Raw genomic sequence first — 19,786 nt, forward strand, 5'->3', positions numbered from 1 at the left:
CTACTTCAGACCTTCCTTAGACGCAGGTAAAGCGCATTTGCTAAAGTGCAACCCAGCCTAATCCAAGAATCGTTTGAGCCATGCTGCCCCGCGCCGAACAGAAACAACAGACCCGAAGAGCCTTGCTTGATGCTGCCCATCAGTTGATGGAAAGCGGGCGCGGCTTCGGCAGCCTGAGCCTGCGGGAAGTGGCGCGCACGGCGGGCATCGTGCCGACCGGGTTTTATCGCCACTTCGAAGACATGGACCAGTTGGGCCTGGCGCTGGTGAGTGAGGTCGGCCAGACCTTCCGCGAAACCATCCGGCTGGTGCGCCACAATGAATTCGCCATGGGCGGGCTGATTCGCGCGTCGGTGAAGATATTTCTAGAGCGTGTAGCGGCCAATCGCTCGCAGTTTCTGTTTCTGGCCCGTGAACAGTATGGCGGCTCTCTTAAAGTGCGTCAGGCGCTGGGGGCTTTGCGCGAGGGCATCAGCGCCGACCTGACGGCCGACCTGGCAAAAATGCCCAAATGGCAGCACCTGAACGCTGACGCGCTGTCGATCATCGCCGACCTTGTGGTCAAAAGCGTGTTCGCCATGCTGCCGGAACTGATCGACCCTCCACCCGCTTCGCTTGCACCGCACCTGACACCTCAGGCCAAGATTACCCAGCAACTGCGCTTCATCTTTATCGGCGCACGGCACTGGCGTGGGCTCGGTAGTCACGATTGAGCGTCAGTTGAAGCCAGCTAGAGCACCAAAATAGATCACTTCTCTCGTTACGCACCATTAGTGATCAAGGCAAGGCCGTGCACAATTAAAAAGTCAGGCATTTCCGCCAGCGATTTCCTACAGCCTGCCCTGTTGGCAAGCCCCTTGCTCTGATTTGAAGCATCGCAATTGGCTGGAAGCTATCTAATGCTGGTGATTCACAACCGAATCGAACCTCAGGCCGAATGGGCCGCCGAGTTGCATTTGAATTTCGAGGCACGCAGCAAGAGTCGCCTGCGCTGCTTCAGTGCGGAAAACGAAGACGTGGGCCTGTTTCTGCAACGCGGTCAATCGCCCCTGCGCGATGGCGAGTTTCTAAAGGCCGAAGATGGCCGCGTGGTGCGTGTCTGCGCACGCCCGGAAAAGCTGATGCACGTTACTTGCAGCAGTACCTTCGAACTGACCCGCGTGGCCTATCATCTCGGCAATCGTCACGTAGCCCTGCAAGTCGGCGACGGCTGGCTGCGCCTGCTCGATGACTACGTGCTCAAGGCCATGCTCGATCAGCTCGGTGCCACCGTCGAAACCATCGAAGCGCCGTTCCAGCCGGAACATGGTGCCTATGGCGGCGGGCATCACCACTCGCGTGCAGGCGAAGAGGATTTCAACTATCCGCCCCGCATGCACCAGTTCGGCGTGCGCAAGTGAACAGCGCCTGGGCGCTTTTGCGTCTGGCCAGCCCGCAGCTGCCGATTGGTGGCTACAGCTATTCACAAGGGCTGGAAATGGCCGTGGAGCAATCCATCGTGGTAGACCCGCAGACTGCAGGGCGCTGGATCAGCGATCAGCTGTTGCTCAATCTCGCCCGTTTCGAGGCCCCCTTGCTGCTGGCCCATTGTGAAGCAGCGTCAGCCGGTGACTGGGGCCAACTGCTGCAAGCCAGCGAGCAACACCGCGCCAGCCGCGAAACGCGCGAGCTGCATCAGGAAAGCCGGCAGATGGGTTATTCCTTGCAACAACTGCTCAATGGCCTGCCTGAGCTGGATCGCGATGCGCGCCACTTTCTTGAACAGACTGCAGAGCCGCACCTGGCCCTGGGCTGGGCGCTGGCCGCACGTGCCTGGCAGATCAGCCCGCAAGACGCGCTGGCCGCATGGCTGTGGAGCTGGCTGGAAAACCAGTTGGCCGTGCTGATGAAAACCCTGCCACTCGGCCAGCAAGCTGCGCAACGCCTGACCAGCGAGCTGTTGCCGTTACTGCAGCAAGCGCAGGTCAATGCCACCCGACAAGATACCCATCATGCTGGCAGCGCGGCCTTCGGCATGTCCCTGGCGAGCATGGCGCATGAACGTCAATACAGCCGGTTATTCCGGTCCTGATCAGTATTTATGGAGAACTCAATGAACAGCCAACCTCTGCGCGTCGGCATCGGTGGCCCGGTAGGGTCCGGCAAGACAGCTCTGACTCTGGCGCTGTGCCTGGCATTGCGCGACCGCTATAACCTGGCGGTCGTGACCAACGATATCTATACCCGCGAAGACGCTGACTTTCTGGTGCGCAACGAGGCACTGGCCCCTGAGCGCATCATCGGTGTTGAAACCGGTGGCTGCCCGCACACCGCCATTCGTGAAGACGCTTCGATCAACCTGGAGGCGGTTGACCAGCTCAATCGCCGCTTTGAGGGCCTGGACCTGATCATTGTCGAATCCGGTGGCGATAACCTTTCCGCAACGTTCAGCCCGGAGCTTTCCGACCTGACGATTTACGTGATCGACGTATCGGCAGGCGACAAACTGCCTCGCAAAGGTGGCCCGGGTATCTGCAAGTCCGATCTGCTGGTAATCAACAAGATAGACCTCGCAACGCTGGTGGGCGCGTCACTGGAAATGATGGACAGCGACACGCGCAGGATGCGTGGCGAAAAGCCGTTCGTGTTCAGCAACCAGAAAACCGGTCAGGGTCTGGAACAGATCATTGCCTTCATTGAACGCCAGGGTCTGCTCACTGCAGCCGCCTGAATTCACAACCAAAAGGAACCCGTCGATGAACTACAAAAAAGCCCTTGGCACCCTCGCGCTGCTGCTGATCCCGACTCTGGCGATGGCCCACCCAGGTCATGGCGATAACGGCCTGATAGCGGGTATCAGCCACCCGATTGGCGGTCTGGATCATTTGCTGGCAATGCTTGCCGTCGGCTTGTGGGCCGCACAACAGCAAGGTTCCGCACGCTGGGCGCTGCCCTGCACCTTCGTCGGCACCATGCTGATCGGTGGCGTGCTGGGCTTTGAAGGTCTGAACCTGCCAGCACTGGAAAGCGGCATTGCCGCGTCGGTACTGGCGCTGGGTCTGGCTGTGGCACTGGCAGTGCGTCCGCCCTTGGCACTGGCCGTTGCAGCGACAGCACTGTTTGCGTTGTTCCACGGTGTGGCGCATGGCCTTGAGCTTCCGGACATGTCCAGCCCATGGGCTTACGCAGCAGGCTTCGTGGCAGCGACTGCAGCCTTGCATGCGGCAGGTTATGCCGTGGTTCGCGTATTGCCTCAGGCGGCAGCACCGCTGGTGCGCATCGCAGGTGCAGCTTCTGCGGCAACGGGTGTGTGGTTGCTGGCGGGCTGATCGGATTTCCGGCTGATCGTGCCCACTTGGCCTGGAACAATCAGCCGGGGACGATCAGCGGGAAAGCGCAGGAATGCGGTACAGGTAGAGCAGCACTGCGCTGGCAAACGCCAGCAGGCAGACCGGCAAAGGGTGCAAGCCGAACAGCACTGCGATGGCGGCGATCCAGGCGGGCAGCCCGGCAGCGAGAAAGGCCAGACGGCGGACAGCAGCGAGTTTGAGCCATGCTGCCGGCTCTTCCGGCGTGTCGAGTGCAGCCTGGGTAGCCGTTAACGCTCGCTTGTAAGCCCCGAACGGCTTCAGGCTGACGAACATCGAGCCTACCCCGGCAATGAACAGCGGTATCGCCAACACAGGAATGAGCGGCTCGCTGGCACCGAAAAACACACAGACCACCAGCAATGGTGCCAGGGTCAGACCCAGTTGACGCCACCACGCCATTTCCAGCTTTTGGCGCACCTCGCTGCGTGTCACGCGGGGCCGGCCTCGCTTTGATGCTCGTTACCCATCATGTGTCCCAACTTGCCCGCCTTGGTCGCCAGATAAAGGCGGTTGTGCGGGTTTTGTCCGGTGTGCAACGGCACACGCTCGGCGACCGTGATGCCCATGTCGGTCAAGGCTTTGACCTTGCGCGGGTTATTGGTCATCAGACGCAACGATTGAACGCCCAAGTGCTGAAGCATCGGCAGGCAGATCGCGTAATCGCGCTGGTCGGCAGCAAAGCCCAGACGCTCATTGGCCTCTACTGTGTCAGCGCCACCATCCTGCAGCTCGTAGGCGCGGATCTTGTTCATCAGGCCGATACCGCGCCCTTCCTGACGCAGATACAGCAATACGCCGCGCCCTTCGGTAGCAATGGCGCGCAGGGCGGCTTCAAGTTGTGAACCGCAATCGCAACGCTGACTGAACAGGGCGTCGCCTGTCAGGCATTCGGAATGCACGCGGCCAAGAACCGGCGCACCGTCCGCCACATCGCCCAGACTCAGGACGACATGTTCACGGCCGGTTGCCGACTCGATAAAGCCGTGCATGGCAAACTCTGCAAAGGGGGTGGGCAGTTTGGAAGCGGCGACAAATACGACGGGCACCGTGTGCTCCTGATCAGTATGAAGACTGGAAATTCGCAAGATTCGCATTGTAACAGCAGGTTCCTGCGGACGCTCAGGCTGAATTCTCGGGCATTTAGATCATAAAGTTCGATAGATAGACGCAGTGCATCGCTTCACTGCGCGCTGTCGAAATGCTGGTAGCCACGCGTATCGGGCGTGACATCCAGCCCTGCGCCGTCGACAACAACGACACCTTGGCCCTTTTCTACCCGGCCAATCACATGCACCGGCCAGCCTTCATCCAGCAAGCTGGCAAGGTGTCCGGACGGCAGCGTGAAAGCCAGGATGTAATCGTCGCCACCGCTGAGCGCAGCCTGCCGGGCAGACGGCAGATCGAACAACGTCAGCAACTGATCAGACATCGGCAGCCTGTCACGCTCGACGACCAGCCGGACGCCTGATGCACGGGCAATGTGTCCGCAATCAGCCAGCAGCCCATCGGAGATGTCCAGCGCCGACGTCGCCCTGCCCCGCAATGCCTGCCCCAGCGCTAGCTGAGGTTGCGGCGACCAGTAGCGGGCCAGCAACGCCTCGGCAATCGAAGCCTCGGTGCTGCGTTGCTTCAATACCAGCGGCAACGCGCCTGCGCCATCACCCAGCGCGCCGCCAACGCAGAGCAAATCGCCGGCGCAAGCCCCGCTGCGCGTCAGGGCCGAGCCGGCTGGAACAGCGCCGAACACCGTCAGCGTAAGGCTCAAGGGCCCGCGTGTGGTATCGCCGCCGATCAAACGCAGCGAACAGCCCAGCGCCATGTGATTGAGGCCGCGGGCAAATGCCTGCAGCCAGTCGGCATCGACCTGCGGGAGGGTCAAGGCAAGGGTAAACGCGACAGGACGAGCGCCCATGGCCGCCAGATCGCTGGCAGATACCGCCAGCGCGCGCTGGCCAAGCAGAAAGGGGTCGCAGACATCAGGAAAATGCACCCCGGCAACCAGGGTATCGGTCGAGATCGCCAACTGCTCGCCGGGCGCTAACGCCAGCAGCGCGCAGTCGTCGCCGATCCCCAGGGCAACTTCCTCGCCCACCTGCGCACAGGGCGCGGCGGCGAAGTAATTGCGGATCAGCTCGAACTCTCCCATAAAGGTCAGGCGCGAATCAGCGCTTGTGGGCCTTCACTTCGACTTCACGCAGGCGCGGCGCCAGCTTGTCCAGCACACCATTGACGAACTTGTGGCCGTCAGTAGAACCGTAGACTTTGGCCAGCTCGATGCCTTCGTTGATTACAACGCGGTAAGGCACGTCGATGCGCTTGAGCAGCTCGAAGGTCGACAGGCGCAGGACGGCCAGTTCAACCGGGTCGAGTTCTTCGATGGTCAGGTCGAGGCAAGGCGAGAGCGCGGTGTCGATCTCGGTCTTGTTGGTGGCCACACCGTGCAGCAGTTCACGGAAGTAGGCGCCGTCGACATTGCTGAAATCGTTGTCTACACGAAACTGTGCTTCGATCTCGTTCAACGCATGGCCAGCCATGTGCCACTGATAAAGGGCCTGAGTAGCCATCTGCCGCGCTTCGCGACGTTTGGCACTTTTGCCCTTGGCAGCTTCCGGCGATTTGGCGTCGCGCGGGTTGAACTGGTCGGTATCGTCGGAAATCACTTGGCCTCCAGCTGCGACAGCAGGCTTACCATTTCAATGGCGGACAGAGCAGCTTCAGCGCCCTTGTTACCGGCCTTGGTGCCGGAACGCTCGATGGCCTGCTCGATGGAGTCGACGGTCAGTACGCCGAAAGCGACCGGAACGCCGAACTCCATGGACACCTGAGACAAGCCTTTGACGCACTCGCCTGCAACGTATTCAAAGTGCGGAGTACCGCCACGGATCACCGCACCCAGCGCGACGATGGCCGCAAATTCGCTGCGCTGGGCAACTTTCTGCACGACCAGCGGAATTTCGAACGCACCCGGCGCACGGATGATGGTGATGTCGCTTTCGCTGACACCGTGGCGTACCAGCGCATCAACGGCACCGCTAACCAGGCTTTCCACGACGAAGCTGTTGAAACGGCCCACTACCAAGGCGTAGCGGCCTTGTGGGGCGATGAAGGTACCTTCGATGGTCTTCAAGGTCATTCGGTGAGTCTCGTATTAAAGAGCAAGCCCGCCTTGGGGCGGACTTTGAGGGATATTAGGCCACGAATCGCAACTGTCAGGCCAAAAGCTGCGAAAAACAGTCTTTCGCACGCCCCGACCTGCCGGTATTTATTCGGAGGGCACGTATTCTACAACTTCCAGATCGAAACCGGATATCGCATTGAACTTCATCGGTGAACTCATCAGGCGCATTTTGCGCACGCCGAGGTCACGAAGGATCTGCGAACCGGCACCCACCGTGCTGTAAGTGGTCGGCGTCTTGATCGGTTGCTGCCCTGCGGTTTCGCGGATATGTGCCAGCAATACATCGCCATCCAAGGGGTGACCAAGCAACAGCACAACACCGCTGCCCGCCTCGGAAACCGCTCGCATGGCGGCGCGCAGGCTCCAGCGGCCGGGCTGTTTGACCATCAGCAGGTCGCGCAGCGGGTCCATGTTGTGCACGCGAACCAGCGTGGGTTCTTCTGCGCAGATCTTGCCCAGGGTCAGCGCCAGATGCACATCTCCCTCGACCGAATCGCGGTAGGTCACCAGGTTGAAACTGCCCAGTTCGCTGTCCATCGGCTGCTCGGCAATCCGCTGAACGGTACGTTCATGGATCATCCGGTAGTGAATCAGGTCGGCAATGGTGCCGATCTTGATGTCGTGTTGCCGGGCAAATTCTTCAAGTTCGACGCGACGCGACATGGTGCCGTCGTCGTTCATGACTTCGCAGATCAGCCCCGTCGGTTCGAAGCCTGCCATGCGCGCCAGGTCGCAGGCCGCTTCGGTATGACCGGCGCGAGCCAGGGTGCCGCCAGCCTGAGCCATCAGCGGGAAGATGTGCCCAGGACTGACGATGTCTTCTGCTTTGGCTTCTTTGGCAGCGGCGGCCTGAACGGTGCGTGCCCTGTCGGCTGCGGAGATACCGGTGGTCACGCCTTCCGCGGCTTCAATGGAGACGGTGAACTTGGTGCCGAAGCCGGAGCCGTTACGCGGTGCCATCAGCGGCAGTTTGAGAGTTTCGCAGCGCTCGCGGGTCATCGGCATGCAGATCAGGCCACGGGCGAAACGCGCCATGAAGTTGATGTGCTCGGGCTGCACACATTCGGCGGCCATGATCAGGTCGCCTTCGTTCTCACGGTCTTCGTCATCCATGAGGATGACCATCTTGCCCTGGCGAATGTCTTCAACCAGTTCTTCGATAGTATTGAGCGCCACGCGGCACCCCCTTGATTCAGGATTTGAGGTAGCCGTTCTCGGCCAGAAAGCTTTCGGTGATCGTGCCGTGGCCCGGCTCGGCGGCCTTGTCGCCCAGCAGCAGGCGCTCCAGGTAACGTGCCAGCAGGTCTACTTCCAGGTTGACCTTACGGCCAGGCTGGTAGTCGGCCATGATGGTTTCGCTGAGGGTGTGCGGCACGATGGTCAGTTCGAACTCGGCACCATTGACCGAGTTGACCGTCAGGCTGGTGCCGTCGACCGTGATCGAGCCTTTATGGGCGATGTATTTGGCCAGCTCGCGCGGAGCACGCACCGTAAACTGAATGGCGCGGGCGTTATCGGCACGGGAAACAATTTCGCCCACGCCGTCGACATGGCCGCTGACCAGATGGCCGCCCAGACGCGTAGTCGGGGTCAGGGCCTTTTCCAGGTTGACCCGGCTGCCGCTCTTGAGGTCGACAAAGGCGGTGACGGTCAGGGTTTCCCGGCTGACATCAGCCCAGAAGCCATCACCGGGCAATTCGACGGCGGTCAGGCATACGCCATTCACGGCAATGCTGTCGCCGAGTTTGACGTCGGTCAGGTCGAGCTTGCCGGTTTCCACGTGAACGCGGACGTCGCCGCCCTTGGGAGTCAGGGCGCGGATGCTGCCGATGGATTCGATAATGCCGGTAAACATGGGTCCTCCGGGAGAACAAGGGCTGCGCGCAAGGCGAAAGCCGGGAATTATACGCCGGGTGCGCGCACAGGGAGAGCGATGACTCGCCAGTCATTACCGACGGCACGCATTTGCACGATGTTCAGCTCCAGCGCTTCGCTCATCTGCGCCAGCGGCAGGTCGAGCAGCGGCCGGGCCGATGAGCCGAGAAACTTGCCGGCAATGAATATCTGAAACTCGTCGACCAGCCCGAGACGCGCAAAGGCACCCGCCAGCCGCGGACCGGCTTCGACCAGCACTTCATTGACGCCACGCGTGGCCAGTTCGCCCATCAACTTGCGCAGGTCCACATGACCGGCGCTGTCAGCCAGTGCCAGCATTTCGTGGCCTTCTTCCTGATAGCGACCTCGCGCCGCCGCCGCAGCACAGGTCACGACCAGCGCACTGCCCGCCTGAAAGAACGGCGCGTCCAGCGGCACGCGCAGACGACCGTCAATCAATACCCGCAGGGGCGGACGCGCAGCGGCCAGCGCGGTCAATTCTGCATTGAGACCCAACTCATCGGGGCGCACGGTGAGGCGGGCCTTGTCGGCCAGCACCGTATCGGCTCCGGTCAGCACTACGCTCGACTGCGCGCGCAGACGCTGAACGGCGGAACGCGCCTCGGGACCGGTGATCCACTGGCTTTCGCCGCTGGCCATAGCGGTTCGGCCATCCAGGCTCATGGCCATCTTCACGCGTATGTAGGGCTGTCCGGTTTCCATGCGCTTGAGAAAGCCTTTGTTCAGCGCTCGCGCTTCGCTTTCCAGCACGCCGCATTGAACGCCGATACCAGCATTCATCAGGCGCAACAGGCCACGACCGGACACGTCAGGGTTGGGGTCCTGCATGGCCGCGACAACCCGCGCCAGCCCGGCGTTGACCAGCGCATCGGCACAGGGCGGCGTGCGCCCCTGGTGGCTGCACGGTTCAAGGGTGACGTAGGCGGTCGCGCCTCTGGCAAGTTCGCCGGCCTGGCGCAGGGCATGCACTTCGGCATGCGGCTCGCCAGCCCGTACATGCCAGCCCTCACCGACGATCTGGCCGTCACGCACAATAACGCAGCCGACGCGCGGGTTGGGGTGCGTGGAGTAGAGCCCGTTACGCGCCAGCTCCAGCGCACGCGCCATGTAATGAACGTCGAGAGCCGCCTGTTCAGTCAGCAATGCACTTATTCCTTACCCGGCTCGCGGGCCAGACGGTCGATTTCTTCACGAAATTCGTTGAGGTCCTGAAAGCGGCGGTACACCGAGGCGAAGCGGATGTAGGCCACTTCATCGAGCTTTTGCAGCTCGGCCATGACCAGTTCGCCAACCACCAGCGATTTGACTTCGCGCTCGCCGGTCGCTCGCAGCTTGTGCTTGATGTGCACCAGTGCCGCCTCGAGGCGCTCGACACTCACCGGACGCTTTTCAAGCGCACGTTGCATACCGGCGCGCAGTTTTTCTTCATCGAAAGGCTGACGACTGCCATCCTGTTTGATCAGACGCGGCAAAACCAGCTCGGCAGTTTCGAACGTTGTGAAGCGCTCGCCGCAGGCCAGACACTCGCGTCGGCGGCGTACTTGCTCGCCTTCGGCGACGAGGCGGGAGTCGATGACTTTGGTGTCATTGGCACCGCAGAAGGGACAGTGCATGGTGTCTGGCAACGAAAGAATGAGGAGCGCCATGTTAGCGCATCCTGCTGGCAAGACAAGGCTGAGGGTTTACGGTATATAGACGCGCATTAAAGCGATGTGAAATTGCCTGCGCTCGGTAATACTGCATGCATGGCGTCACTCAGCCTTTCGATTTTTGTCTTGTGGAGCTCTTGATGACGTTACGCCCCGTTATTCTACTCGGCCTCATTGGCTTGCTGGCCGCGTGCAGCAGCAATGACGCGCCAAAACCGGCTGCGGCACCGCCCGTCGCCCCGGCAATCAAAGTACCTGCCGGGCCCGGCCCGCTGCAACCGTACCAACGTGAACTCAGCGGGCAACTGCTCGGCGTACCTGCCGGGGCCGAGGTCGAACTGGCGATGCTGGTGATCGACGAGCGCGGTCGTCCACAGAAGCTGCTGACCAACACCTTGCTGAAGGGCAACGGCCAGTCATTGCCGTTCCAGTTACGCTTCAACCCGGAAGCCTTTCCGGTAGGCGGGCGTGTCGAACTGCGCGGCCGCGCCAGTCAGTCAGGGCAATTGATACTGCACCTGCCGTCGATGCGCATCGACCAGCCCACCACTCAGGCACTGGGGCAATTGCAATTCGTCAAGGCGCCATGATTGCTCCGCGACACCTTCAGGACGCGCTGAGCAAACTGCTCGGCGACGCCCGGCTGGTTGTCACAACGTTGCCGGGCACTGAGCTGAAACTGTGGCTGATCGACGATGCCAACATGGACCGTGCCTTCAGCCCGGATGAAACGCGCCGCATTCTGGAAGAGCCACCGTACTGGAGCTTCTGCTGGGCCAGCGGCCTGGCCCTGGCGCGCTTTCTGGCCGAAAACCCGCACTGGGTAGAAGGCAAGCGAGTACTGGATTTCGGTGCTGGTTCGGGCGTGGCAGGTATTGCCGCGCTCAGGGCCGGGGCGCTTGAGGTGGTGGCCTGTGATCTCGACCCGTTGGCGATCGCTGCCTGCCGGGCCAATGCCGAACTCAACCAGGTGCAGTTAAGCTACTCGACGGATTTTTTCGCCGAAGCGGATCGCTTTGATCTGATTCTGGTTGCCGACGTGCTGTACGACCGCGCCAACCTGCCGCTGCTGGATCAATTTCTGTCCCGGGGCCGCGAAGCACTGGTGGCAGACTCCCGCGTGCGCGACTTCAAGCACGCTGCTTACCAGCGCCTGACGATGCTGCATGCGCACACCCTGCCGGACCTGGCTGAACTGAACCCCACGAGTTTCGGGATGTGAGTCTGTATCACGCGACGCGGTGAGCGCTAAATAACAGCTCGGGAGCGCTCAGCTAAACGGTCTCTGTAGGAGCGAACTTGTTCGCGAAGGAGGTCGTTCGAACGATAAATTCCCAGAGAATTTTCCGTCCCTTTCGCGAACATGTTCGTTCCCACGGCCTTCGGCCAGAATCAAAAGCAGATGTGTGGATAGCGCTGAGCGTGCGGGGCAAGGATGATGCCTCACCGCCGACGCCGCTTTCAGCATTGCCCTGCGGGCTTTATAGTTGGCGGCATTCAGATTCTTCGAGACGTGCAATGAGCCAGGAAACTGCTTACATCTTCGACGCAACCGCCGCGAACTTTGATCAACTGGTGATCGAAAAATCGTTCGACCAGCCCGTACTGGTCGATTTCTGGGCCGAGTGGTGTGCGCCCTGCAAGGTCTTGATGCCCCTGCTGCAGCAAATCACCGAGAGTTATCAGGGCGAATTGCTGCTGGCCAAGGTCAATTGCGACATCGAGCAGGACATTGTTGCGCGCTTCGGTATTCGTAGCCTGCCGACCGTGGTGCTGTTCAAGGACGGCCAGCCGGTGGATGGTTTTGCCGGAGCCCAGCCTGAATCGGAAATCCGCAAGATTCTCGAACAGCATGTCGTCATGCCGCCTCCGCCGACCGCCGATCCACTCAAGCAAGCGCAAGAGCTGTTTGCCGAAAGCCGTTTTGCCGAAGCCGAAGCACTGCTCAAGGTGCTGTTGGGCGAAGACAACACCAATGCCGCAGCACTGATTCTGTATGCGCGCTGCCTGGCAGAACGTGGCGAACTGAGCGAGGCAAAGGCAGTGCTGGACGCCGTTACCGGTGATGCACACAAAGCCGAGCTGGCGGGTGCCAAGGCGCAACTGACGTTCCTGGCACAAGCGGCCACCCTGCCGGATGTAGCCGAACTGAAAAGTCGTCTGGCGCAAAACCCTCAGGATGACGAAGCGGTGCATCAACTGGCGATTCAGCAATTGACGCGTCAACAGTACGAAGCCGCGCTGGATGGCCTGCTCAAACTGTTCATTCGCAATCGCAATTACGCCGAGGGCCTGCCGCACAAGACGCTGCTGCAAGTGTTCGACCTGCTGGGCAATGAGCATCCACTGGTGACCGCATACCGTCGCAAGCTGTTCGCCGCGCTGTATTAAGCCAGCTTGCCACCGGCACCGCGCGGGTGCCGGTGGCTGAACAACCAGGTCAGATCACGTCGCGTCGACCCAGCTGTACAGCGGCGCATCCCCGCCGCTCTCGACCTTCACGTTCGCAGAGTGACGCAGGCGCACCAGCAAATGCTTGCCTGCCGCGGTACTGCCGGCCAGCCCTTCCAGTTGCCCCAGCAGATCCGGCCCACTCATCTGCCCGGCCTTTTGCAACAACTCCTGTGCGACCTGCCACAGCCTGTCGTCCTGGTTGAGAGGCTTGCTCTCGACCACGGCGGCCGATAAGTCGGGAGCTGCCGCCTTGAGCTGCGCGCCCAGTTGCGCCCAGTCGCCTTCGTCCAGTTCAAGAGTCAAATCCACCGGCCACTGGCCTACGGTTCCACGAATACGCAACATGATGTGTACCTGCTGACAGTCAGGCATACATGCTCCCACAGGCTGGCGCGCATGCCCATGATCAACCGTAACGCCACTGGCTGATGACCGGCTCTTTGCCGTTCATGAAGTTGCCAAGCGCCCGCACGTCATAGACATTTTCCCAATGCTCGACAATTTTGCCATCACGGAACCGCCACAGGCCGCAAAACGGCATGATGATCTTCCGGCCCTCGCAACTGGCGCGCATCTCGCCCAGCACCGAGCCATAGTGCTCGTTGGCAATGATGTCGTGGACATCCATGTAGAGGGTCTGACGTGTGCGCCTGAGCAGATTGATTTCGTGGGAAATGCCAATGGCTATGGACAAGCCACCACCAGCGCCCTGATCGGCTTTGTGCAGCACAATGTCGGCGTCGGCGAATTCGGTAATTCGAGTTGGATCCTTGTACACCGCACGCAGGATTTCTCTATTCGGATGGAGCTTGTTCATGAGTATCTTCCCTGATGTCACACTCGGCTGGCGATGAAAACCCTCCCGGCGCATCCGGCGCAGGTACAGCGATTTTCATTTTTCAGAGTAGGACCTGATGACGCAAAGGCTGAGACTACTTCAGCATAAGCACGGGCCAGGGTATTCCAGATAACGCCGCCAGATAACGGTCCATGAAGACCGGCTAGTCCAGTGCTTGAACAAAAACACGTCCACGCACACCAGCACTTGTTATAAGATCACATAACAAATTTCATCAATATTGTCCCCGGAGTCCGCTATGCGCCGTTTGCTACTCGCCTTGCCTTTCGCCCTGTTGCCACTCGTTGCTGCCCACGCAGCCGAAGTACATGACCATGATCACGGCGATGAACACGGCAGTCTGGGAGCCCACGAGCATGGCGTAGGACGTCTGGATGTGGTGCTGGAAGGCAAGACGCTGGAATTTGAATTCGACAGCCCGGCCATGAATATCGTCGGTTTCGAGCACGTTGCAACTTCGGATGAAGACAAGGCCAAAGTCGCCAAGGCGCGCGAGTTGCTACTCAAGCCCAACGCGCTGTTCAGCATCGCCGATGCTGCCAATTGCTCGGCCACCTCGGTGAAACTGGAAAGCCCGCTGTTCGGCGACAAGGATGACGATCACGATGAGCACGCTCAGGGCGGCGATGCCGATCATCATGAGCACAGCGAAATTCACGGCCACTACAAGTTCGTCTGTGACGCACCGGCCGTTCTGAAGAGGCTCGACCTGTCACAAATCTTCAAAACCTTTCCCGACACCAAGAAGCTTCAGGTACAACTGATCTCGCCAGGCGCCCAATCGGGCGCAGAAGTGATCGCAGCCAACCCAACGCTGAAATTCTGATCGCACTCTGCGGTACAACGACCGGGCCTGGCCCGGTCTTTTAATTTCCAACCTAGCGTGAGTCAGCCCATGACCCAAGCACTGATCGAGCTATCGAACCTGAGCTTCAACTGGCCAGGCCATCCGCAGTTACTGGACATCCCCGAATTTCGCCTGCAAACCGGCGAAACCCTGTTCCTCAAAGGCCCCAGCGGCAGCGGCAAAACCACTTTGCTGGGCCTGCTGGGCGGCGTGCAAAAACCTGTCAGCGGCAGCATTCGCCTGTTGAATCAGGACCTGTCGACACTGTCGGCGGCAGCACGTGATCGCTTCCGAGTCGATCACACCGGCTACATCTTTCAGCAGTTCAATTTGTTGCCGTTTCTGTCGGTGCGAGAAAACATCGAGCTGCCCTGCCATTTTTCCAGCGTCCGCGCCGAGCGTGCGAAGCAACGCCACGGCAGCGTCGAAAAAGCGACCACCACCCTGCTCGCCCACCTGGGCCTGAAAGACCCGGCGATGCTGACACGACGTGCCGACTCACTGTCCATCGGCCAGCAACAACGCGTGGCCGCGGCCCGTGCGCTGATCGGTCAACCTGAACTGGTGATCGCCGACGAACCCACTTCGGCGCTGGACGCCGACTCTCGCGAAGCGTTCATTCGCCTGCTGTTCGCCGAATGCCGCGAGGCCGGGGCCAGCCTGCTGTTTGTCAGCCATGACCAGAGCCTGGCACCGCTGTTTGATCGCAATCTGTCGCTCAGCGACCTGAATCGCGCCGCCGTCGCCGTGGAGATTTGAGATGTATCTGTTTCGTCTGGCCATGGCCAGCCTGGCCAACCGCCGTTTCACTGCGTTTCTCACTGCCTTCGCCATTGCGCTGTCGGTGTGCCTGTTACTGGCCGTAGAGCGGGTGCGCACCGAAGCCCGCTCCAGCTTCGCCAGCACCATCAGCGGTACCGACCTGATCGTCGGCGCACGTTCCGGTTCGATCAACCTGTTGCTGTACTCGGTATTTCGCATCGGCAACGCCACCAACAACATTCGCTGGGACAGCTTTGAGCATTTTGCCCAGAGCAAACAGGTCAAATGGGCGATCCCGGTTTCGCTGGGCGACTCCCATCGTGGCTATCGGGTAATGGGCACCAACGAAGCGTATTTCGAGCATTATCAGTTCGGTCGCCAACAGCATCTGGAAATGGCCGAAGGACGTGAATTCAAGACCGATCCCTTTGAGGTAGTGCTGGGTTCGGAGGTCGCCAAGGCGCTGCATTATAAATTGGGAGACAAACTGGTATTGGCGCACGGTGTCGCGGCGATCAGTCTGGTCAAGCATGACGACAAGCCGTTCACCGTGGTCGGCATACTCAAGCCGACCGGTACACCGGTGGACCGCACGCTGCATATCAGCCTGGGCGGCATGGAAGCCATTCATATCGATTGGCACAACGGCGCACCGGCGCGAGGCAACGAGCGTATCTCTGCCGATCAGGCACGCAATATGGATCTGACGCCGACTGCGATCACCGCTTTCATGCTGGGTTTGAACAGCAAGATCTCAACCTTCAGTCTGCAACGCGAAATCAACGAATACCGTGGCGAGCCCATGCTGGCGATTCTGCCCGGCGTGGCGCTGCAAGAGCTGTGGAGCCTGATGGGCACCGCGGAAAAGGCACTGTTCGTAATTTCGCTGTTCGTGGTGCTGACCGGTCTGATCGGCATGCTGACCGCGATTCTCACCAGCCTCAATGAACGACGCCGGGAGATGGCCATCCTGCGCTCGGTCGGCGCACGGCCCTGGCATATCGCAAGTCTGCTTATACTTGAAGCCTTCGCCCTGGCACTTGCGGGTGTCATCAGCGGCCTCGCACTGCTCTATATCGGCATCTTCGTGGCCAGAGACTACGTGCTAGACAACTACGGTCTGTACCTGTCGTCTATGCCACCTGGCCAATATGAATGGACCCTGCTCGGTGCCATTCTCGGTTGCGCGCTGTTGATGGGAACCGTGCCAGCCTGGCGAGCCTACAGGCAGTCACTGGCCGATGGACTGTCGATTCGTTTATGAGGACCTTCATGATGCGGCGCATGCTACTCACTCTGCTGCTTTCGGTTTCCACTCAACTGTGGGCCGCCGAGCCGCGTGAACTGACCTGGAATGACATGATTCCACCCGATGCACCCGTGGTGAAGCCGGTAACGGCTCCGATACACGATATGTCCAAGCTGTCCGATGCACTGGCCATGGAGGCAGCGCCTGCGGCCCATCAACTGGCTCCGCATGCACCAGTGGTCAAGGCACTGGATGGCAAGCTGGTGCGTTTACCGGGCTACATCGTGCCACTTGAGGTCAGTGAGGAAGGCAGAGTGACGGAGTTTTTGCTGGTGCCGTATTTCGGTGCCTGCATCCATGTGCCGCCGCCGCCAGCGAACCAGATCGTGCATGTCACGAGTGAGCTGGGTGTGAAGGTCGATGAGCTGTATCAGCCGTACTGGATCGAAGGACCGATGCAGGCCAAATCGTCTACCAGCGAACTGGCAGAAGCGGGTTATCAGATGCAGGCAGACAAGATACTTGTCTACGAGTTGCCGGATTCATAAGGATGACGAGGTTCCCAGCGATTTCATTGAGCTGAGTCAAAGTCGCCGCTCGACAGCGCTTTAACATTATGCCCATAAATTTTGACTGATCTCTGGAGCCTCCATGAACAAGCACTTGCTACGCGCGTCTGTTGTCGCGCTTGCCATCGCCGCCCCGGTCGCGGCACATGCCTACGAGCCTGGCGACTTCATCGTTCGCGCCGGTGTTGCGCACGTCCAGCCCAATGAAGACAGCGGCGAAGTCCGTCTGGACGGTGCCAAGGTCTCCGGCACCAAAGCCACTGTCGATGGCGAAAACCAGCTCGGTCTGACCTTCGCTTACATGCTGACCCAGCATGTCGGCATCGAGCTGCTGGCTGCTACACCGTTCAGCCACACCGTTTCAGTAAAAGGCCTGGGGCCAGGCCTGGACGGCAAGCTGGCTGATATCAAGCAACTGCCGCCGACGCTGTCGTTGCAGTACTACCCGATGGAACCTTCGTCGAAATTTCAACCGTATGCGGGCGTGGGTATCAACTACACCACCTTCTTCGATACCGACCTGACCGGCAATCGCAAGGATCAGGGTTTCAGCAACCTCAAGCTCAAGGACTCGGTTGGTCTGGCTGCTCAGTTGGGCATGGACTATATGATCACTGACAACGTACTGGTCAACGCCTCGGTCTGGTACGTCGACATCGATACCAAAGCGACTGTGGACGGCCCTTCTGCCCTGGCCGTCGGCAAGACCAAGGTCGACGTGGATATCGACCCGTGGGTATACATGGTGGGCGTGGGTTACAAGTTCTGACCTGCACACCTTCAAGCGCCACACACACAAAGGCACCCTTATCGGGTGCCTTTGTGTTTTGTGGTTTGAACTCTGCGTGCTGGATTCCTGATTATCGTGCCGTTATTTAACCCGCGCCCGGACTCCTGGCTATCGTGCCGATGCTCCGCGTCGGCATGCAGTTCGTGACGCTCTGCGTCACAAATAGGCGCTGCACCGCACGCTCAAGAGCGGACGCAGAGCGTCCAGAAATGCATCACCACGCAGAGCGTGGGGACGATCAGCACTTACAGTCGATGCGGGGCTCATTGCCCCATCAGCAACTCAAGCCCACGAACCAGTGGTGTCGGCTCATCAATGCTGAAGTGCTCCAGCAGACGCTGGTTACTGGCCCGTGAATGCTTGATGTCGCCCGAGCGCGGTGCCTGATAGCTCACTTCCGGCTGTTTCCCGACCACTTGCGAGAGCGCCGACAGCAGCTCGTTAAGCGAAGTGGTCTTGTTCAGGCCGACGTTTATCGCACCTTCGATGGCGTTTTCCCGTGACAGGGCCTGCAGCAGCAGCTTGAGCAGGTCGCCCACGTAGAAGAAATCGCGCGTTTGCTCGCCGTCGCCAAACACGCTGATCGGCAGGCCTTTCTGGATGCGTTCGGCAAAGATGCTGATCACGCCCGAATACGGCGACGACGGATCCTGGCGCGGGCCGAAGATGTTGAAGAAGCGAAAGATCACCGGCTCCAAACCATGCTGACGGCGGTAGAAATCCAGGTAGAACTCGCTGGCCAGCTTGTCCGATGCGTACGGAGTCAGCGGTGCTTTGGTGGTGTCTTCGGTGATCGCTTCGCCTTCGCCGTTGTTGCCGTATACCGCCGCGCTGGACGCGAAGATCACGCGCTTGATGCCCGCTTCGCGCATGGCCTCACAGACATTCAGTGTGCCGATGAAGTTGCTTTGATGGGTGCGCACCGGGTCGTCAACTGACGCCTGAACCGAGGCCACCGCTGCCAGGTGCACCACGGCCTTACAGCCTTGCGCAGCGCGCTTGACCAGCTCGGCATCGGCTACGTCGCCTTCGATCAGTTCAACCCGCGGGTTGTCGAGCGGCAGATTGCTGCGCTTGCCCGCCGAGAGGTTGTCGAGGATACGCACGCAATGCCCGTCGGCAAGCAATGCATCTGTCAGGTGCGAGCCAATGAAACCCGCACCTCCCGTAATCAGAACAGGGGCGTCAGACATGTCGATAATACCGGTCCAGCAGGCTTGGCAAGCCGGCCCGCCAGGCGCGGGGCTTGATGCCGAAAGTGTGGAGAATTTTCTTGCAGGCCAGCACCGCGTGCTGCGGTTCCTCGGCTGCATCGGGACGCGCGGCGTGAGCCTGTGCGGTGGGCGATTCAATGGCCAGCGGGTGCAGCAGACGTGCTTCGGTGAGCACCGCCTGACCCAGCGCCAGTGGCGTGGTCGCTTCGTGCCCGGCGTAGTGGTACGTGCCCCACAGCGGCGCTTCGCAATCGAGTTGCTTGACGATTGAAATAATCACCCGCGCCGCATCATCGACCGGCGTCGGGTTGCCGCGTCGATCATCGGCCAGCAGCAGCTCTCCGGGTTCTTTGGCGCGCGAAAGAAAGCGGCCAAGCACGCCATCAGCGCTGTCATCCAGCAACCAGCCAAAACGCACAAGCACATGTTGCGGACAGGTGGCGCGCACGCTTTGCTCGATACGCCACAGCGCCTGACCGCGCAGACCCAAGGGCACTGGCTCGTCTTTTTCGCTGTAGGCAGTCGCGCGCGAGCCATCGAACACACGATAACTGGAAGGCTGGACCAGCGTGATGTTGTGGTGCTGACACAGTTCGGCCAGACGCTCGACAGAGCGCTCCTGGTGGGTCAGGCGCGCTGCGCTCACGGTCTCCGCCTGAAACCAGTCGAAGTAGTAAGCAAGGTTTATCAGGGCATCGGGGCGGGTGTCATCAAGCAGTTGCGTGAGGCTCGCCACGTCCCAGCCGTCTTGCGGTGGACGTGGTGCGAGGAAACCAATGTCTTCCTCGGCACCCAGACGAATCAGCGCCTGCCCGAGGGCATTCCCGCCGCCCAACAGCATAAGGCGCATTCGCATAGAGTCAGCAGGCTCGGTATCAGATAATCAAACGAACAATTGAAAAACGCCTGCAAACATAACACGTTGCCTGCCAACCCCCAACAGTTGCGCAGCCTGGCGGGTCAATGACG

General features: G+C 60.2%; 25 protein-coding genes and 1 pseudogene. 13 read left to right on the forward strand and 13 right to left on the reverse strand.

All coding sequences use genetic code 11. The features are described 5' to 3' along the window. The first annotated feature begins 80 nt into the window (after positions 1–80). The 5 genes from ALO64_RS22715 to ALO64_RS22735 all read left to right on the forward strand — a co-directional run bounded on the left by ALO64_RS22715 (position 81) and on the right by ALO64_RS22735 (position 3,308). Positions 81–713, forward strand: coding sequence for a TetR family transcriptional regulator (locus ALO64_RS22715; protein WP_002555418.1), 633 nt, complete (start codon positions 81–83; stop codon positions 711–713). A gap of 186 nt (positions 714–899) precedes the next feature. Beyond that, entirely contained in the window at positions 900–1,400 is a 501-nt protein-coding gene (gene ureE, locus ALO64_RS22720; protein WP_044344644.1) for an urease accessory protein UreE, read from the forward strand. Continuing rightward, complete coding sequence (locus tag ALO64_RS22725) at positions 1,397–2,071, forward strand: urease accessory protein UreF (RefSeq protein ID WP_044344643.1); 675 nt, start codon at positions 1,397–1,399, stop codon at positions 2,069–2,071. The genes ureE and ALO64_RS22725 overlap by 4 nt, the downstream gene beginning before the upstream one ends. A 21-nt stretch (positions 2,072–2,092) precedes the next feature. Then, positions 2,093–2,710, forward strand: coding sequence for an urease accessory protein UreG (gene ureG / locus ALO64_RS22730; protein ID WP_044344642.1), 618 nt, complete (start codon positions 2,093–2,095; stop codon positions 2,708–2,710). A 25-nt stretch (positions 2,711–2,735) separates the two neighbouring features. Next, the gene (locus ALO64_RS22735; protein ID WP_044344641.1) at positions 2,736–3,308 is read left to right on the forward strand and encodes a HupE/UreJ family protein; all 573 of its coding nucleotides are present in this window, start codon (positions 2,736–2,738) and stop codon (positions 3,306–3,308) included. Positions 3,309–3,362: 54 nt separating this feature from the next. Here ALO64_RS22735 and ALO64_RS22740 read toward each other — a convergent pair whose 3' ends face one another. From ALO64_RS22740 to nrdR, 9 genes are all read right to left on the reverse strand, one after another. Then, a complete protein-coding gene (locus ALO64_RS22740; protein WP_005745954.1) occupies positions 3,363–3,782 on the reverse strand; it encodes a hypothetical protein in 420 nt (139 codons plus the stop codon). Further along, positions 3,779–4,396: a GTP cyclohydrolase II gene (gene ribA, locus ALO64_RS22745; protein WP_044344646.1), complete on the reverse strand. Its 618-nt coding sequence runs from the start codon at positions 4,394–4,396 to the stop codon at positions 3,779–3,781. Before ribA ends, ALO64_RS22740 begins: the two co-directional genes overlap by 4 nt. A 134-nt stretch (positions 4,397–4,530) precedes the next feature. Beyond that, entirely contained in the window at positions 4,531–5,496 is a 966-nt protein-coding gene (thiL, locus tag ALO64_RS22750; protein WP_044344640.1) for a thiamine-phosphate kinase, read from the reverse strand. Between the two features lie 16 nt (positions 5,497–5,512). Next, a complete protein-coding gene (nusB, locus tag ALO64_RS22755) occupies positions 5,513–6,010 on the reverse strand; it encodes a transcription antitermination factor NusB (protein WP_002555426.1) in 498 nt (165 codons plus the stop codon). Continuing rightward, positions 6,007–6,483: a 6,7-dimethyl-8-ribityllumazine synthase gene (ribH, locus tag ALO64_RS22760; protein WP_002555427.1), complete on the reverse strand. Its 477-nt coding sequence runs from the start codon at positions 6,481–6,483 to the stop codon at positions 6,007–6,009. The genes nusB and ribH overlap by 4 nt, the downstream gene beginning before the upstream one ends. Positions 6,484–6,612: 129 nt before the next feature. Continuing rightward, positions 6,613–7,704, reverse strand: a complete 1,092-nt coding sequence (ribBA, locus tag ALO64_RS22765; protein ID WP_044318730.1) for a bifunctional 3,4-dihydroxy-2-butanone-4-phosphate synthase/GTP cyclohydrolase II — start codon at positions 7,702–7,704, stop codon at positions 6,613–6,615. A 16-nt stretch (positions 7,705–7,720) separates the two neighbouring features. Continuing rightward, positions 7,721–8,383 (reverse strand): riboflavin synthase, encoded by a 663-nt coding sequence (locus ALO64_RS22770; protein WP_044344639.1) that lies wholly within the window; start codon positions 8,381–8,383, stop codon positions 7,721–7,723. Positions 8,384–8,430: 47 nt separating this feature from the next. Beyond that, positions 8,431–9,531 carry a bifunctional diaminohydroxyphosphoribosylaminopyrimidine deaminase/5-amino-6-(5-phosphoribosylamino)uracil reductase RibD gene (ribD, locus tag ALO64_RS22775; RefSeq protein WP_161794696.1) on the reverse strand — a complete coding sequence of 367 codons (1,101 nt, stop codon included), beginning with the start codon at positions 9,529–9,531 and terminating at the stop codon, positions 8,431–8,433. Between the two features lie 41 nt (positions 9,532–9,572). After that, the gene (gene nrdR, locus ALO64_RS22780) at positions 9,573–10,037 is read right to left on the reverse strand and encodes a transcriptional regulator NrdR (protein ID WP_002555431.1); all 465 of its coding nucleotides are present in this window, start codon (positions 10,035–10,037) and stop codon (positions 9,573–9,575) included. A 176-nt stretch (positions 10,038–10,213) separates the two neighbouring features. Between nrdR and ALO64_RS22785 the strand changes: the two genes are divergently transcribed. The 3 genes and pseudogenes from ALO64_RS22785 to trxA all read left to right on the forward strand — a co-directional run bounded on the left by ALO64_RS22785 (position 10,214) and on the right by trxA (position 12,464). Then, the gene (locus ALO64_RS22785) at positions 10,214–10,663 is read left to right on the forward strand and encodes a hypothetical protein (protein WP_002555432.1); all 450 of its coding nucleotides are present in this window, start codon (positions 10,214–10,216) and stop codon (positions 10,661–10,663) included. Beyond that, positions 10,660–11,318: pseudogene (locus ALO64_RS22790) on the forward strand (class I SAM-dependent methyltransferase). Before ALO64_RS22785 ends, ALO64_RS22790 begins: the two are co-directional and overlap by 4 nt. A 273-nt stretch (positions 11,319–11,591) precedes the next feature. Beyond that, positions 11,592–12,464 carry a thioredoxin gene (gene trxA, locus ALO64_RS22795; RefSeq protein ID WP_044344637.1) on the forward strand — a complete coding sequence of 291 codons (873 nt, stop codon included), beginning with the start codon at positions 11,592–11,594 and terminating at the stop codon, positions 12,462–12,464. Positions 12,465–12,518: 54 nt separating this feature from the next. Here the strand turns inward: trxA and ALO64_RS22800 are convergent, their stop codons facing one another. Both ALO64_RS22800 and ALO64_RS22805 read right to left on the reverse strand, forming a co-directional pair. Next, on the reverse strand, positions 12,519–12,872 hold the full coding sequence (locus ALO64_RS22800) for a hypothetical protein (RefSeq protein WP_004655852.1): 354 nt from the start codon (positions 12,870–12,872) through the stop codon (positions 12,519–12,521). A gap of 61 nt (positions 12,873–12,933) precedes the next feature. Then, positions 12,934–13,344 (reverse strand): nuclear transport factor 2 family protein, encoded by a 411-nt coding sequence (locus tag ALO64_RS22805; RefSeq protein WP_044344636.1) that lies wholly within the window; start codon positions 13,342–13,344, stop codon positions 12,934–12,936. 280 nt (positions 13,345–13,624) lie between these two features. Between ALO64_RS22805 and ALO64_RS22810 the strand changes: the two genes are divergently transcribed. The 5 genes from ALO64_RS22810 to ALO64_RS22830 all read left to right on the forward strand — a co-directional run bounded on the left by ALO64_RS22810 (position 13,625) and on the right by ALO64_RS22830 (position 17,582). Beyond that, a complete protein-coding gene (locus ALO64_RS22810; RefSeq protein ID WP_044344635.1) occupies positions 13,625–14,212 on the forward strand; it encodes a DUF2796 domain-containing protein in 588 nt (195 codons plus the stop codon). A 69-nt stretch (positions 14,213–14,281) separates the two neighbouring features. Then, entirely contained in the window at positions 14,282–14,992 is a 711-nt protein-coding gene (locus ALO64_RS22815) for an ABC transporter ATP-binding protein (RefSeq protein ID WP_002555438.1), read from the forward strand. Between the two features lies 1 nt (position 14,993). Beyond that, positions 14,994–16,259 carry an ABC transporter permease gene (locus ALO64_RS22820; RefSeq protein WP_004666332.1) on the forward strand — a complete coding sequence of 422 codons (1,266 nt, stop codon included), beginning with the start codon at positions 14,994–14,996 and terminating at the stop codon, positions 16,257–16,259. Between the two features lie 8 nt (positions 16,260–16,267). Then, complete coding sequence (locus ALO64_RS22825) at positions 16,268–16,792, forward strand: DUF3299 domain-containing protein (protein WP_002555440.1); 525 nt, start codon at positions 16,268–16,270, stop codon at positions 16,790–16,792. Between the two features lie 103 nt (positions 16,793–16,895). Further along, a complete protein-coding gene (locus tag ALO64_RS22830) occupies positions 16,896–17,582 on the forward strand; it encodes an OmpW/AlkL family protein (RefSeq protein WP_004666334.1) in 687 nt (228 codons plus the stop codon). 284 nt (positions 17,583–17,866) lie between these two features. On the opposite strand, the gene ALO64_RS22835 is transcribed toward ALO64_RS22830, so the two are convergent. Continuing rightward, positions 17,867–18,796, reverse strand: a complete 930-nt coding sequence (locus ALO64_RS22835) for an NAD-dependent epimerase/dehydratase family protein (protein ID WP_005734483.1) — start codon at positions 18,794–18,796, stop codon at positions 17,867–17,869. Continuing rightward, on the reverse strand, positions 18,789–19,673 hold the full coding sequence (locus ALO64_RS22840) for a sugar nucleotide-binding protein (RefSeq protein ID WP_002555443.1): 885 nt from the start codon (positions 19,671–19,673) through the stop codon (positions 18,789–18,791). Before ALO64_RS22840 ends, ALO64_RS22835 begins: the two co-directional genes overlap by 8 nt. Positions 19,674–19,786: the final 113 nt, after the last annotated feature.

Origin of the sequence: Pseudomonas meliae (assembly GCF_001400515.1) — a bacterium.
Classification (GTDB): Bacteria; Pseudomonadota; Gammaproteobacteria; order Pseudomonadales; family Pseudomonadaceae; genus Aquipseudomonas; species Aquipseudomonas amygdali.

What these genes read in the sequence shown, in the direction of transcription:
- ALO64_RS22715 (WP_002555418.1), top strand. Translation starts at nt 81, where the DNA reads ATGCTGCCCCGCGCCGAACAGAAACAACAGACCCGAAGAGCCTTGCTT.
- ureE (WP_044344644.1), top strand. Translation starts at nt 900, where the DNA reads ATGCTGGTGATTCACAACCGAATCGAACCTCAGGCCGAATGGGCCGCC.
- ureG (WP_044344642.1), top strand. Translation starts at nt 2,093, where the DNA reads ATGAACAGCCAACCTCTGCGCGTCGGCATCGGTGGCCCGGTAGGGTCC.
- ALO64_RS22735 (WP_044344641.1), top strand. Translation starts at nt 2,736, where the DNA reads ATGAACTACAAAAAAGCCCTTGGCACCCTCGCGCTGCTGCTGATCCCG.
- thiL (WP_044344640.1), bottom strand. Translation starts at nt 5,496, where the DNA reads ATGGGAGAGTTCGAGCTGATCCGCAATTACTTCGCCGCCGCGCCCTGT.
- ribH (WP_002555427.1), bottom strand. Translation starts at nt 6,483, where the DNA reads ATGACCTTGAAGACCATCGAAGGTACCTTCATCGCCCCACAAGGCCGC.
- ALO64_RS22770 (WP_044344639.1), bottom strand. Translation starts at nt 8,383, where the DNA reads ATGTTTACCGGCATTATCGAATCCATCGGCAGCATCCGCGCCCTGACT.
- ribD (WP_161794696.1), bottom strand. Translation starts at nt 9,531, where the DNA reads ATGGCGCGTGCGCTGGAGCTGGCGCGTAACGGGCTCTACTCCACGCAC.
- nrdR (WP_002555431.1), bottom strand. Translation starts at nt 10,037, where the DNA reads ATGCACTGTCCCTTCTGCGGTGCCAATGACACCAAAGTCATCGACTCC.
- ALO64_RS22785 (WP_002555432.1), top strand. Translation starts at nt 10,214, where the DNA reads ATGACGTTACGCCCCGTTATTCTACTCGGCCTCATTGGCTTGCTGGCC.
- trxA (WP_044344637.1), top strand. Translation starts at nt 11,592, where the DNA reads ATGAGCCAGGAAACTGCTTACATCTTCGACGCAACCGCCGCGAACTTT.
- ALO64_RS22800 (WP_004655852.1), bottom strand. Translation starts at nt 12,872, where the DNA reads ATGTTGCGTATTCGTGGAACCGTAGGCCAGTGGCCGGTGGATTTGACT.
- ALO64_RS22805 (WP_044344636.1), bottom strand. Translation starts at nt 13,344, where the DNA reads ATGAACAAGCTCCATCCGAATAGAGAAATCCTGCGTGCGGTGTACAAG.
- ALO64_RS22810 (WP_044344635.1), top strand. Translation starts at nt 13,625, where the DNA reads ATGCGCCGTTTGCTACTCGCCTTGCCTTTCGCCCTGTTGCCACTCGTT.
- ALO64_RS22815 (WP_002555438.1), top strand. Translation starts at nt 14,282, where the DNA reads ATGACCCAAGCACTGATCGAGCTATCGAACCTGAGCTTCAACTGGCCA.
- ALO64_RS22820 (WP_004666332.1), top strand. Translation starts at nt 14,994, where the DNA reads ATGTATCTGTTTCGTCTGGCCATGGCCAGCCTGGCCAACCGCCGTTTC.
- ALO64_RS22825 (WP_002555440.1), top strand. Translation starts at nt 16,268, where the DNA reads ATGATGCGGCGCATGCTACTCACTCTGCTGCTTTCGGTTTCCACTCAA.
- ALO64_RS22830 (WP_004666334.1), top strand. Translation starts at nt 16,896, where the DNA reads ATGAACAAGCACTTGCTACGCGCGTCTGTTGTCGCGCTTGCCATCGCC.
- ALO64_RS22835 (WP_005734483.1), bottom strand. Translation starts at nt 18,796, where the DNA reads ATGTCTGACGCCCCTGTTCTGATTACGGGAGGTGCGGGTTTCATTGGC.
- ALO64_RS22840 (WP_002555443.1), bottom strand. Translation starts at nt 19,673, where the DNA reads ATGCGAATGCGCCTTATGCTGTTGGGCGGCGGGAATGCCCTCGGGCAG.